The organism is Secundilactobacillus oryzae JCM 18671 (genome assembly GCF_000740055.1).
GTDB classification, from domain to species: domain Bacteria; phylum Bacillota; class Bacilli; order Lactobacillales; family Lactobacillaceae; genus Secundilactobacillus; species Secundilactobacillus oryzae.
The window spans coordinates 1-12238 of sequence record NZ_BBJM01000042.1 but is presented as its reverse complement, the minus strand read 5'-3'; the positions used below and the strand labels follow the sequence as shown (position 1 = coordinate 12238).

Genomic DNA, 12238 nt, shown 5'->3' with positions numbered 1-12238 from the left:
CTTTTTTTATTTTTCATTATATCAAAAAGGCACTACCATCAGTTTTTAAAATCTGACGGTAGTGCCTTTTATTTTGGGACTTATGTCACAGCCCCTTTTACTTTACAACTAATTCAATTTCGCCCTTTCTCTCAGCGAAGTTAATGCCCAAGAGCGGCTCTTTAAGAATCTTTTGGTATTCGTTCAAGACTTCATCTGGAAGTGGTGTATGGGCCTCTAATTCATCAATGAGGGCGTCTGCAGAGTCCACCAAGGAAAAATCGATAAACAAGCGAATCTTGCTAACCACGTCACCAAGTAATTCCGTCAAAATAGCATTAGGTTTGCCGTCCACATTCGTCACAATCAAATTATTCGAAACTAGACGGTGATGATCAACCGTCACCATCTTCAGTACGTCAAATAGCGTATTCATCTAAATTCCTCCTTCCATTCGTAATCTCGTTATTTTATCTAATTATACACATCTCGTTGCAGTCGGTCATGCCCTAACTACTGCTTTTCCACCGTCTGCGCCATTTTGGCTTGAATCGTTGGAACTGGAGTCGTTGCCAAATCAGTCTTTGTGAGAAGTTTTCCTGGAAAATAACTGAGATCAACTGCCTCGTCAATTTTAGCCTGTAAAAGCGTAATCTGCCATTTTTGGTGGGTAAAGGTATGACTCACAGGTTTTAAACTTAATTGTTTCAAATGTAGTTCTAATTGGTAATCATCCTGAACGAGTTGCTCAACAGCCGCCAAGTCAGTCATTCTCGGATTATCCGCCAATAACTGTTCAACCTGTTCTTTAGCAACTAACGGATAGGTCCATAGGTTAGCCAACATCCCCTGTCCTGGACGTTGCACCATCAAAACTGCTTCCGGTGATTCGATCACCAATCCGTAAAATTCTTTCAAAATTGGACGCGCTTTTTTCGTTTTTACTGGATACTGATCTTCGACACCATCCAAGTAAGCCTGATTAAACGTTTTCACCGGAGAATGCTCACTGTCCGGATTTTTAGCCGTCATATATGACGATCCTAGGTCCATAATCGCCTGATTAAAATCTCCTGGCCTGGTCGGAGAAACAATCGGCTGGATGGCCGCTTCAAATATTTTCCGAGTCTGCGGCTTGGCGATATCAGCATCAATTTTTAACAAGCGTGAGAAGACTCGAAAAGCATTGCCGTCGATTGCTGGAACCACTTCACCAAACGCAATGCTCGCAATGGCACCCGCCGTGTAGGGGCCAATTCCAGTTAAGGCCTGCAACTCAGCCGCTGTTTTCGGCCAAACACCTTCGTAATCGGTAACCAGCTGAATTGCTGCTTTTTTTAAATTGCGCGCCCTGGAGTAATAACCGAGGCCCTCCCAAGCTTTAAGTAATTCCGGCTCTGGTGCGGCCGCTAAATCAGCCACTGTCGGAAATTTTGCCATAAACCGTTCGTAATAAGGAATTACTGTTTGAACTTGAGTTTGTTGCAACATAATCTCTGAAATCCAAACATGGTAAGGATCCTGATCGTGACGCCAAGGTAAATCCCGTTTTTCGGCATCGTACCAAGCTAGAAGTGTTTCTTGAAAATCGTGAATTTTGTCCGCTGACCAACTAATCATAATGGATCACCCAAGTATTTAACCATCACTTCTAGTTGCACTTTAACTTGTTTTGCTGCGTCATCACCGGGATTAATTGGCATTAGTCGGCTCAAAATTGGGCCGTGCGCTGTTAGTTCTCTTTTCGTTAGCTCGTTAGTCAGGTTGGTGAGCCCCTCTTCAAGGTTCGCCTGCTGCGTCACAATCAGATACTCCCCTGTTGGTAAGGTTAACGATGGATCCCGTGGAGTCAGCGTTGATTCAATTAATTTGGGCGCTTCGCCTTCTTCAATCAGGCGGTCAATTTCTTCAAGTTGCGCATCCGTTTGCGTTAAATCGAGGTCTTTGAAACAACGAACCTCCCGCCGTGTAACGCTCACAATCTCTTCCGGCTGCGTCGTCACACCAATTAAGTGTGAGGCGGTTTCTGTCAACGACACAATTTGGTCTAAAACTTGTTTGAGTTGATCCTGCAAAAAATGCTCACTATCCGTTGTTCGTAACGTCTTAATTTCAGATTCCGTCACTCCCGCAGCCAGCAAGCGCTTGATTAATGTCAAAACAGGTAGCTGTTCAATCGTATAGGTGGTTGCACCATTTTTTGCTCGTTTGGCCGGACTAAATAAATCAATTCGATCAAACTGCGCCAGGTCAGCTTTGGTCAGTCCACTTAAGTTAGCAAATTGACCCGCCGTTAATTCTCCACTTTTCATCTGCTGCCTCCGTCTCATTTACCTTATCAACAGTAGTTGACACCGTTTATTTACTCCCCTATTATCAAGCTAGGAAGGGTTTTCGTAAAGGGGGGAATCTCATGAATCGACATCGACTCATGCTAACCATTATTATTAGCGCCACAGTCGCTTTTATCGCCGGTTGTACGGCTGCACCAGCACAACCGAATAAAAAAACGGACAACAAGGGCGTCATGACTCAACGACAAGTACTCACGATTGCCGAAACACAGCCATTGGATACCGTTGATATCTCTAAGGCAACCGGATTTGGGAAACTGGCCAATTCAACAGAAGGCCTTTACCGTCAAGGTGAAAGTGGCAGCATCGAACCTGGCCTAGCGAGTCATACTGTCATTTCTGACAATGGTCGCAAGTATATTTTCACGATTCGTCCTGATGCCAAATGGAGCGATGGGTCCGCCATCACTGCCAATGATTTTATGTACTCATGGCGTCGAACCCTTAATACGGAAACCAACTCAACCTATACCGACCTATTTGTTGGCATTAAAAATGCCCTTAAAATTGCGCACCATCAGTTACCGTCTAATCAATTAGGGGTAAAAGCGATTGACCGGCGAACGCTGGAAGTCACGTTAGACCATCCCATGACCTACTTTAGATCACTAATGGCCTACCCACTATTTGCCCCACAAAAAGAAGCAGTCGTTAACAAGTTCGGCAGCCACTTTGCCACCTCTGCCACGACCCAGGTTTATTCTGGCCCGTTTGAATTAATAAAATGGCACAAAGGGAGTACAACTCGTACACTTAAACCTAATCCCTATTACTGGGATCGTGAGCATGTCTATCTTTCCAAACTAAATATCCGGACTATTTCTAACCCCTCAGCCTCCTTCCGCGCCTATCAAAACAAGCAACTCGATAGCACCCAACTATTAAGCCAACAGATTAAGAATAGTTCGCGCCGACTTGATTACTCCGTCATGCCTTATTCAATGATGGTTTACCTTGCCTATAACTTCCAGGATAATACGACGAAGCGTCAACACCAGCTCCTCAAAAATCGAAACTTCCGCCTTGCCGTTTCCCATGCAATTAATCGGAAAGCGCTAATTTATAAGGGTTTGAAAAATGCCTCTTTACCACCTAAGGGCTTCGTTACTACCGGGATTAGTAAGGATTCCAAATCTGATGCCGATTTTGCTAACATGCAACAAGGGACAAAGTACACCACCGGTTCAGTCAAACAAGCCAAAGCTGAATGGCAAACTGCCAAGCGACAGCTTAATATCAATTCAGCTAAGATTAAAATCGTGGTCGACGACTCAACCACGAACCGTAATTTAGCTCGATGCTTAAAATCACAACTGGAGACCAAATTGGCAGATCTTTCCGTTTCTTTTGTTTTCAAACAGTCTAACGCAGCCACCGCTGCTGCTTTTAAAACTGGTAAATTTGATTTGATGATTGCAGGCTGGGGCGCCGATTTTTCCGATCCCGTCTCCTTCCTGCAAATTATGACCAATCGTAATCCTTATAACTACGGCCATTGGCAAAACAAAACTTACGACCGCTTAACTTTTGCCGCAATTCGGAATTCTCATAACGATGATAACCAACGCTGGCAGCAGATGCTTGATGCCGAGGAACTGCTGATGAAGGATCAGGCCGTTACACCGCTTTACCAACAAGTACGATCCTATCTTGTTAATCCATCGCTGAATGGCGTTATTTATAATTCGACAGGTGTTTCTGCCGATTACAAGCGTGCTTACTTTATCAAATAAAAAAATGCTTTAGCATCGCCCGATTAAGGCTGCTAAAGCATTTTTATTACAATTTTCGATCTAAACGAACTAAGTCATCTAAGCTTTCTCGAGCCACGACCAATTTGGCATCGCCCTTTTCAACGAAAACCACGGCCGGCCGAGGATTACGATTATAGTTAGAAGCCATTGCATAGCCATACGCGCCGGTATCCAAAATGGCGAGAACATCACCTGGTTTGGTTTTAGGAAGTGGTTGGTTGCGAATCAAAATATCACCAGATTCGCAGTACTTACCCGCGATTCGAACCGTTTCTTCCGGTTCAGCTAGTGGTTGCGCCGCAAGCACTGCTTCGTAATCTGCTTGGTATAGAGCAGGACGAATGTTATCGCCCATCCCACCATCTACCGCGACGTAAGATTGAATGCCTGGAACATCCTTGCGTGAACCAATCGTATAAAGCGAATAGCCGGCTGGCCCAACAATGGAACGGCCTGGCTCAATCCACATAGCTGGCGTCTTCAAATTGCGTTCTGCTGCCCGGGCCTTAACCGCTTTAACAATCGCATCGACGAAAGCTTCTGGTGCGATTGGATCATCTTCAGCAGTGTAACGAATGCCAAAGCCACCGCCAACGTTAATGACTTCCGGCTCGTAGCCTAATTCATCATGCCAATCTGCCACCGTGTCAACGAGTTTATTGGCAGCCATAACAAAACCATTAACCTCAAAAATTTGAGAACCAATATGGGCGTGCACACCCAGCATTTTCATGCGGGGATTAGCTAATACTTGTTCTAACGCTTTTTTTGCTTGACCAGAATTGATATCAAATCCAAACTTACTATCTTCTTGGCCCGTTTGATCATATTCGTGCGTATGCGCAGAAATGCCCGGCGTTACGCGCAACATCACATTAATTTCAGCGTTTTTACTTGCTAAAATTTTGGTGAGTAGTTCAATTTCGTGGAAGTTGTCCAGAATGACAACCCCAATTTGTTGATCTACTGCCATTTCGAGTTCACTTGCTGATTTATTATTTCCATGGAAACTGACATTTTGCATTGGAAAATCAGCCTTCATCGCCGTGTACAATTCACCACCAGAAACGACGTCAATGTGACCACCCTCTTGCGCGACCAACTGGTACATCGCGATGCTAGCAAAAGCCTTGCTGGCATAACTCACTTCGTAGGCAATCGCATTTTCTTCAAAGACAGATTTGAATCGACGAATCTGGTCTCGAATGGCCGAAACATCATAGGCCACCAAAGGCGTACCAAATTCTTGTGCTAATGATACGGCGTCCGCGCCATCAATTAATAAGTGACCTTGATCATTCATCTGGTGTTGACTCAATTGTTCGCTCATCTCGTTGCTCCAATCTATTTCGTTTCTAGTAGTTGTTTTAATCTTTTTAAATCGGTGTCATTAATAAAAGCTGACGTAAACCGTTGCATCGGCGTATATTCGTGACGGTCTTTAAAGGCAATCGGTTGAGTGGCAATTACTGCAATCGCTAGATTATTTTCCGTCAAAAAAACTTGGCCAAGCTGTTTCAGCTGACCTTTGGTATGTTTACCGGTACGCCAAGAGTGAAATCGCACTTCACTATCTGGTAGGTCAACAACGTAAGCCCCCGACTGATTAGTCGTGACGGGGACACCAATATATTCATTTACTTCATACTTGCCTTTCAACTTATCGCCTCAAATCAAATTGATTTCTCAATTATACTATGACAATAAGCTTTCGGCGAGTCGTTCCGGACCATTTGCATCAGTCGCATGTTTAACAAATCGCTTGTCTAAGGTGGCTGTTAAGCTAGCAGCATCGTAAGATACACCAGTCAATAGCTCTTGTAGTTTATCGGCGTGCTTCCGCGACAACAAATCACCATAAATGGCCATCTTGCTGATCTGACCGTTTTCAACGGCAAAGTTAAAAATAATAGCGCCCTTTTCAAACGTTATGCGTCGATACTGATTGAATCCCGGGTTAGCGCCAAAATTCCAGTTATCCTGGTTATACTTTTCGGCCAAACGCTCATCAATGATGGCCCAGTCCTGGTCCGTTAAATGGTAGGTCTCAATCTCATCAAGACTTTCCACGTGGAAAAGTTTGAAAAGTAACTGAGTTTTAAATTCTTCGGAAGTGACATTTTGGTACTGAGGCGCCAAATACGATTTCACATTCGTAATTTCACTCCGGTTAGACTTAACCCACTTACCATGAATCTTGTCCTCTACTGGGTGAAGTGCCTCGCTGGCAGCATCAATATCCATGTCAAACATGAGTGTCCCACCAGCTGCGTAGCCATCGCCAGCCTTCACCATCGTCATCCCGGTGAATTTGTGATTATCAATAACCAAGTCACTCTTCCCACGTAACGTTGCTTGGGTGGCACCCATTTCGTGAAGAGCATCAAGAATTGGTTGAGCAAACACACCGTAATCGCCCCATTTAGTGCCATCCTCAGGATCCCCAACAATGATGTTTTCAAACACCAAGTTGCCACGATCGTGGTAAACTGCTCCACCGCCGGCTGTCCGCCGAACGAGTTTGATATTATTCTCCAATAAATACGGGACGTTGACCTCTGCGAAAATATTTTGATTAACCCCCACAATAACTGCGGGATCGTTGATATACATGATTAGGCCATGGCCCTTCAACTTCAAATCGTTGATCAGATAATTATCCAACGATTGATTTACAATAGGGTCATAAACGGGTTGACCATTGCGACTTGTGTCAATTAAAAACATGAGAATCCTCCTCACCGATCACTTAGTACCCTAAGTTTACTTTGTCATCATGCAAAAGTAAACGCTTCCCTTTCACGAACAATCCGTTATACTTGAGTTAGTTAATTTCACAAAGGAGTCGGCAAATTATGACAAAACAGACTTTTTGGAGCAAATTGAAATCACTTTTTTCTGGCCATTCTAAGGCTGCCTTCGAACCCACTGAAAAAGAAGGTGTCTGGTACTGGAAGAATCCTGAAACCGGCACAACACTGGTTGGATTGACGGAATTCGCCTACCAAGATATTGGTAACATTACCTTCATCGATTTTCCAATTAGTGAAAATCAAATTGAAGTCGATGATGACCTTGTGGAACTTGAAGGCGATAAAGCAGTCGAGAACCTTAAATCTCCAGTCACTGGTGAAGTTATCAACCGAAATCAGGCACTTGTTGACGATCCAAGCCGCATCCCCGATCAGTCACAACGGGACAACTGGCTAATGGAAGTCAAAGAAGCATAACAAACCCCATAGGACACATGCCAATCTGGCGTGTGTCCTATTTTGTTGCCCGCTGCCTGAAGGACTTTGCCATCAGCCATGAAATTAATCTTAGCGACTAGTTCGCTTAGATTAAGAACGGAGCTTGAGACCGCTTTTTGGCTCAAGGGAGTCCCATGGCGTTCCATGGCAAAGAGGCCGTAAGGCACGCCATAAACCTCTAAATATTTTTCACCAAAAAACGGGTCAAATCCATTTCTGAATTTGGCCCGTTTCCATTAGTCGTAAAATTAGTTACTCTTTTCTAGCTTTTCAGCCTCTTCGTCAAGCACTGCAAATCCTGACTTAGTCTTCTTTTGCGGGTGCTTTGCACGATCTTCTTCCGCTTTTTCGATCAAAGCTTTGCGTTCTTCCTTACTTAGTTTTCCTGCCATAAGCAATTCGCCTCTTTGAGTAATTTTGTGGGTTAAACTCCACACCTTTACCTTATCACTTTTTGAGCTCAATGGCGGACTTTTTCTAACTATTCTTTAATAAATCGTTACAAAACCGTTGCGCCTAATACATCTCGGAAATGGCTAAGTGCCCACTCTTGCCCCATTTCCGTTAAGGCGGTAACGCCTTGTTCGTGCACAACAATTTGATAGTTCAAATTGTAGGCGTCAACGGCTGTGTGCAGCACGCAAATATCAGTTAAAACGCCAACCAGATGCACCGTGTTCACTTTCCGCTCTCTCAGTCGCAGGTCTAAATCCGTTCCGGCAAACGCACTATAGCGCGTTTTATCGTACATATAAACCCGTTCATCCTGTTTATTACGATCATACCAGTCCTGCAGGTCGCCATAAAACTGGCGTCCCCAGGTTCCCCGCACATTATGAGTGGGAAATAGTCTGGTTTCAGGATGATACGGATCATTTGGACTGTGCACATCAGTTGGCAAAATAACCCAACTGTTATTTTGATGCATCATTTCGGCTAGATCTACGATAAACGGTGCCAAAGTCTGACCAGGTTTACCGCTCGTCAACGCACCCTTATCCGCTACAAAATCGTTCGTGTAATCAATAATCAGTAACGCTTCATTTGCACTCATTCCATCACCTCATGCTGACATTTCGTCGAATTACCTGCAGTTTAGCATGACCGCAGCGACAAAACCAGTTTGAGCCTTATTTGACGTAAGCGTACTTGTAACTCCACTGTGCGCCAGCAGTATTATGGATAATACCTTTTACGTCACTACGTTGTAAGAATGAGGTCTCATTTTGGTAAAGTGGTGTCATCCCCTGATCCTCGTTGAACAAACGACTAGCTTGGAGCAAGTCTTGCCAACGCTTGGCTGGGTTGTTTGCATCCTCATTATCGGCCTTCTTAACCAACTTGTCGTAAGCCTTGTTTGAGTACTTCCCATAATTATAAGAAGTGCCCGTCATTGGAATTTGTAAGAAGGAAATTGGGTCGTTGAAGTCGGCACCCCAACCTGACAGTGTGATATCAAAGTCGCCCCGTTGACCGTATTGGTTGGCCGTTTGTGATGGGACGGAACGAATATCAAGCGTAAAACCAGGTAAGACCTTTTCAAATTGTGCCTTCAGGTATTGTGTGACTGTGCTTGTAACAGGATCATCATTTGAAGCGACTAAGGTCATCTTTAAATTCTTAGCACCAATGGCCTTCAAGCCCTTTTCCCAATGTTGCTTAGCTAGCTTTTTGTTGTAAGTGACCGTATTCTTGACTGTTTGACTCTCAGCAAAGTCCTTGCCATCATAACTAGCTAAACCGCTTGGTACAAAGCCGTTTGGTACCTGAGCATCGTCACCCATTGCACTCTTCGTCAAGGTTTTCCGATCAACCGCCAATGAGAATGCCAAACGAATATCGCGGTTATTGAGTGCTTTGCGAATGGTTGCATCATCATCCTTGAAGTTGTACTTCAGGTAGAAAATTTGTGAGTAAGGATACTTCTTGAATTGTGAATCGTTCTTATAGTTCTTCACTTGTTCGCTTGAAAGCTCAGTTAAATCAAGCTTCTTTTGACGATAAAGGTCCAAACTAGTGGCTAAACTGGAAACTACCGTGTAGTTAACTCGACTCAGCTTGACCACTTTTTTATCCCAATATTGGTTGTTCTTCACGAATGTCCACTTGTTACCAGTTCCGTTCCAGTTCTTTAACTTAAATGGACCCGAGTAAACCATATACTCTGACTTAGTGGCGTACTTCTTACCATACTTTTCAACTGCCTTTTGATTCTGCGGTGCAAAAAGTGGGTAAGCCATCAAGATCTTGAAGTAAGCGATTGGCTTGTCCAAGTGCACAACAACGGTCTTGTCGTCAGTTGCTTCAATCCCCAATTTATTAGGGTTCATCTTACCTTGGTTGATGGCCGTTGCGTTCTTGATTCCCTCAAATAGATAAGCGTACTCAGCCTTCGTACTTGGTGTTAAGGTTCTACGCCATGAGTAAACGAAGTCCTGTGCCTTAATCTTATCGCCGTTACTCCACTTTGCATCACGAAGTTTAAACGTCCAGGTTTTACCATCGCGTGATTCAGTTGCTGTCTTTGCCAAGCCTGGTGTCGCTTTTCCGTTTTTACCTAAACGGAAGAAACTTTCGTAAATGTTCCCCGTCTGACCGTAGCCAGTTGATTTTGCAAGGTCAATGGTTGGCAGTGGTGCTTCCGCAGCTAAATTTAAAACTTGCGGTTTCTTACTTGAACTTGATTGGTTGCCACAAGCGACCAGAACAAATGCAATAAATACCAATGATGCCGCTAAGATACTTCTCTGAACTGATTTCTTTGTCATAATTAATTTCCCCATTCTTTGAATGATTTTTAGTTTTTAGTCATCATCCAACAACAACACGATTTAGCCATCGTTATCCACCTCCAAAAAAATCCAAGAAAAAAGTCCCCAAGCATCGACTCGAACGTCAATACTTGGAGACTCTTCACCTTTTGCACAAATTAATTCCCGCTAACCATAAAGTTAGCCAACGAAATTAAATTTTATGAGACAAAAAGAAGGTCCACCCCAGCGTTAACATCCGCAAGTTGTGCACATGGCATACAGTTACATTCACAACACATAGACATTAACATTTGCATCAGGGCGACCTCCTTTCCTTCTGTCTTGGATTTATTGTCACAATCATACCGGCAATCAAAACGATTGTCAATCTGACTTTTTAAAATTGACAGCGTTTTAGGAATGGCTCATTATTAAAGTTAAGAAACGCACAAACTGAATGGAGTTGAGCAAAATGGCAGTTGAAACGATTAATCGAGAAAATGAGTTGGCTCTTTGGCTAATGGTTAGTTCCCCCCGTCCCGTAACAAATGAGTGGATTATGGACCACTACCAAATCGACATGGCCACATTACACCAGGACCTTGCAGTGATTAAGGACTTCGCCAGTACGTTTAGACTGACACTCAATCCAGAATTTGACCAGCTATCAATTTACGGTCACGAAAACGATATTCAACAAGCCATGTTATTTATTTTGATGGATCTGCACGGCCAAGCTTCCGATAAGAAAAATTACTTACCTCAAGAACCGTTTGGAACCCAACGTCTAACCAACGTCATTAACAATGGTATCGATAATTTGGCAGCTTTTACCGATCTATCCGATGCTAGTAAGACTGACTTGGCCAACTACCTGTGGACCCTAACGCTACGTTACCATTTTGGCGTCGTAAAACACGCCCATTTCCAACAGTTATTCACCCATAAACAGGCCCATACCATCGAAGCGTATGACCAACTTTTTAAGTGGTCAGAACGCATGCTCAATGATTTGTCGCAACTTTACCGAGATTTTGATTTCCCAGAGCTAGAAACCTACCTCCTGACGCTACGAGTTTGGTTAAATAAATAACATAATTGTGATTAGTGCCTGTAGGTCTTTGCCATCAGCCATGGCAAAGACCTACAGGCACCCCCATTAACAGCAAAAAAGGTTTAAAAAGCCCAATTCCAACTGAATGGAATTGGACCGATTTAATGGCGATTATAGTAATCTAGATACATTTTATCCGTTTCAACATCCACGGTAATCTTTGTCACACTCGTGTTTTCAGGTTCCGGTAAACTCATTGGATCCGCCGGTTGCAGCACATTGAGTGCGAAAGCCTTGATTGTAAAACCGTGCGTAACAATGACCAGCTGCTCACCAGGATAGCGTTTCACCATACTTTTGGTAAAGGCGCCCACCCGTTCCTGCACCTTTTCAAACGTCTCACCCATCGCTAACGGTGCGTAACTAGGCAAAACATCGTGCAGCTTGTGATCAAAGACTTCCGGATAACGACGCTCCAAATCAGCGTTCTTTTGACCATCCCACATACCATACGAAATTTCCAACAAACGATCATCGTAACTCACTGGTAGCTTCGCGGTTTGATTTAGAATGGCGGCAGTTTCGATTGTACGATGCAGAGGGCTCACAATTAACCTATCAGCAAATTTAATATTGAACTTCTTTTGGAGATCTCTGGCTTGGTCTTTCCCAAAATCGTTCAGGTACGTAAATTTATCATTGATGGTTCCCTGCTTTACACCAGCAACGTTGGCGCTAGTCTGGCCATGTCGCACTAAATAAAATTCAGTCACTATTCGTCCACCCCGTCTTCAAGTTTGTGCCATTATCCCATAAATTCAATTTGATTGAAAAGGGAAAAGTAACCGACACTCGACTTGTCATCAGAAAAAAACATGCTATATTACACCCAACAAACAGAAATCGGAGGATTCAGCCAATGCGCATTTAATCTTTTTCAACAGGGCAAATTACAAGTTTAATCCGAACAAGCCCGGAACCTTTCAATGGCAATCTGTTGATGATGTATTTTTAATGGTCGTTGATTAATTAGTTCAAGTGCTGCTAGGATCTCATCAGTCGTTACTTGGCTAAAATTGGTCTTTTTCGGGAA

General features: G+C 43.6%; 13 protein-coding genes and 1 pseudogene. 3 read left to right on the top strand and 11 right to left on the bottom strand.

Features of this window, described 5'->3' with window-relative positions:
• Positions 1 to 97: 97 nt before the first annotated feature.
• The 3 genes from LOSG293_RS08825 to LOSG293_RS08815 form a co-directional block, all read right to left on the bottom strand.
• On the bottom strand, positions 98 to 415 hold the full coding sequence (locus LOSG293_RS08825) for a hypothetical protein (RefSeq protein ID WP_034529466.1): 318 nt from the start codon (positions 413 to 415) through the stop codon (positions 98 to 100).
• A gap of 77 nt (positions 416 to 492) precedes the next feature.
• Entirely contained in the window at positions 493 to 1599 is a 1107-nt protein-coding gene (gene mutY, locus LOSG293_RS08820) for an A/G-specific adenine glycosylase (protein ID WP_034529465.1), read from the bottom strand.
• Positions 1596 to 2291, bottom strand: a complete 696-nt coding sequence (locus tag LOSG293_RS08815) for a MerR family transcriptional regulator (protein ID WP_034529463.1) — start codon at positions 2289 to 2291, stop codon at positions 1596 to 1598. Before LOSG293_RS08815 ends, mutY begins: the two co-directional genes overlap by 4 nt.
• A gap of 101 nt (positions 2292 to 2392) precedes the next feature.
• Between LOSG293_RS08815 and LOSG293_RS08810 the strand changes: the two genes are divergently transcribed.
• Entirely contained in the window at positions 2393 to 4066 is a 1674-nt protein-coding gene (locus LOSG293_RS08810; RefSeq protein ID WP_034529462.1) for an ABC transporter substrate-binding protein, read from the top strand.
• A gap of 46 nt (positions 4067 to 4112) precedes the next feature.
• Here the strand turns inward: LOSG293_RS08810 and lysA are convergent, their stop codons facing one another.
• Genes lysA through lplA form a run of 3 tightly spaced genes read right to left on the bottom strand, consistent with a single transcriptional unit; the run spans position 4113 to position 6814 of the window.
• On the bottom strand, positions 4113 to 5417 hold the full coding sequence (gene lysA, locus LOSG293_RS08805; protein WP_034529460.1) for a diaminopimelate decarboxylase: 1305 nt from the start codon (positions 5415 to 5417) through the stop codon (positions 4113 to 4115).
• A 14-nt stretch (positions 5418 to 5431) separates the two neighbouring features.
• On the bottom strand, positions 5432 to 5746 hold the full coding sequence (locus LOSG293_RS08800; RefSeq protein WP_034529459.1) for a DUF7671 family protein: 315 nt from the start codon (positions 5744 to 5746) through the stop codon (positions 5432 to 5434).
• A 36-nt stretch (positions 5747 to 5782) separates the two neighbouring features.
• Positions 5783 to 6814 carry a lipoate--protein ligase gene (lplA, locus tag LOSG293_RS08795; protein WP_034529457.1) on the bottom strand — a complete coding sequence of 344 codons (1032 nt, stop codon included), beginning with the start codon at positions 6812 to 6814 and terminating at the stop codon, positions 5783 to 5785.
• Between the two features lie 128 nt (positions 6815 to 6942).
• Between lplA and LOSG293_RS08790 the strand changes: the two genes are divergently transcribed.
• Positions 6943 to 7317: a glycine cleavage system H family protein gene (locus tag LOSG293_RS08790; protein WP_034529456.1), complete on the top strand. Its 375-nt coding sequence runs from the start codon at positions 6943 to 6945 to the stop codon at positions 7315 to 7317.
• A 269-nt stretch (positions 7318 to 7586) separates the two neighbouring features.
• Here LOSG293_RS08790 and LOSG293_RS10075 read toward each other — a convergent pair whose 3' ends face one another.
• The 3 genes from LOSG293_RS10075 to LOSG293_RS08780 form a co-directional block, all read right to left on the bottom strand.
• On the bottom strand, positions 7587 to 7730 hold the full coding sequence (locus LOSG293_RS10075) for a hypothetical protein (RefSeq protein ID WP_191976235.1): 144 nt from the start codon (positions 7728 to 7730) through the stop codon (positions 7587 to 7589).
• Positions 7731 to 7837: 107 nt separating this feature from the next.
• Complete coding sequence (locus tag LOSG293_RS08785; RefSeq protein ID WP_034529454.1) at positions 7838 to 8392, bottom strand: cysteine hydrolase family protein; 555 nt, start codon at positions 8390 to 8392, stop codon at positions 7838 to 7840.
• A gap of 76 nt (positions 8393 to 8468) precedes the next feature.
• A complete protein-coding gene (locus LOSG293_RS08780; RefSeq protein ID WP_034529453.1) occupies positions 8469 to 10106 on the bottom strand; it encodes a peptide ABC transporter substrate-binding protein in 1638 nt (545 codons plus the stop codon).
• Positions 10107 to 10563: 457 nt separating this feature from the next.
• Here LOSG293_RS08780 and LOSG293_RS08775 point away from each other — a divergent pair, with 457 nt between their 5' ends.
• Complete coding sequence (locus LOSG293_RS08775; RefSeq protein ID WP_034529451.1) at positions 10564 to 11184, top strand: BglG family transcription antiterminator; 621 nt, start codon at positions 10564 to 10566, stop codon at positions 11182 to 11184.
• A gap of 122 nt (positions 11185 to 11306) precedes the next feature.
• On the opposite strand, the gene LOSG293_RS08770 is transcribed toward LOSG293_RS08775, so the two are convergent.
• Together LOSG293_RS08770 and LOSG293_RS08765 are read right to left on the bottom strand one after the other, a co-directional pair.
• On the bottom strand, positions 11307 to 11918 hold the full coding sequence (locus LOSG293_RS08770) for a histidine phosphatase family protein (RefSeq protein WP_034529450.1): 612 nt from the start codon (positions 11916 to 11918) through the stop codon (positions 11307 to 11309).
• Between the two features lie 185 nt (positions 11919 to 12103).
• A pseudogene (locus LOSG293_RS08765) lies at positions 12104 to 12238 on the bottom strand (IS30 family transposase); the annotation flags it as partial.

Bases quoted from the DNA above. Each gene is read 5' to 3' on its own strand.
- LOSG293_RS08825 (WP_034529466.1), bottom strand. From the start codon at position 415: ATGAATACGCTATTTGACGTACTGAAGATGGTGACGGTTGATCATCAC.
- mutY (WP_034529465.1), bottom strand. From the start codon at position 1,599: ATGATTAGTTGGTCAGCGGACAAAATTCACGATTTTCAAGAAACACTT.
- LOSG293_RS08815 (WP_034529463.1), bottom strand. From the start codon at position 2,291: ATGAAAAGTGGAGAATTAACGGCGGGTCAATTTGCTAACTTAAGTGGA.
- LOSG293_RS08810 (WP_034529462.1), top strand. From the start codon at position 2,393: ATGAATCGACATCGACTCATGCTAACCATTATTATTAGCGCCACAGTC.
- lysA (WP_034529460.1), bottom strand. From the start codon at position 5,417: ATGAGCGAACAATTGAGTCAACACCAGATGAATGATCAAGGTCACTTA.
- lplA (WP_034529457.1), bottom strand. From the start codon at position 6,814: ATGTTTTTAATTGACACAAGTCGCAATGGTCAACCCGTTTATGACCCT.
- LOSG293_RS08790 (WP_034529456.1), top strand. From the start codon at position 6,943: ATGACAAAACAGACTTTTTGGAGCAAATTGAAATCACTTTTTTCTGGC.
- LOSG293_RS10075 (WP_191976235.1), bottom strand. From the start codon at position 7,730: ATGGCAGGAAAACTAAGTAAGGAAGAACGCAAAGCTTTGATCGAAAAA.
- LOSG293_RS08785 (WP_034529454.1), bottom strand. From the start codon at position 8,392: ATGAGTGCAAATGAAGCGTTACTGATTATTGATTACACGAACGATTTT.
- LOSG293_RS08780 (WP_034529453.1), bottom strand. From the start codon at position 10,106: ATGACAAAGAAATCAGTTCAGAGAAGTATCTTAGCGGCATCATTGGTA.
- LOSG293_RS08775 (WP_034529451.1), top strand. From the start codon at position 10,564: ATGGCAGTTGAAACGATTAATCGAGAAAATGAGTTGGCTCTTTGGCTA.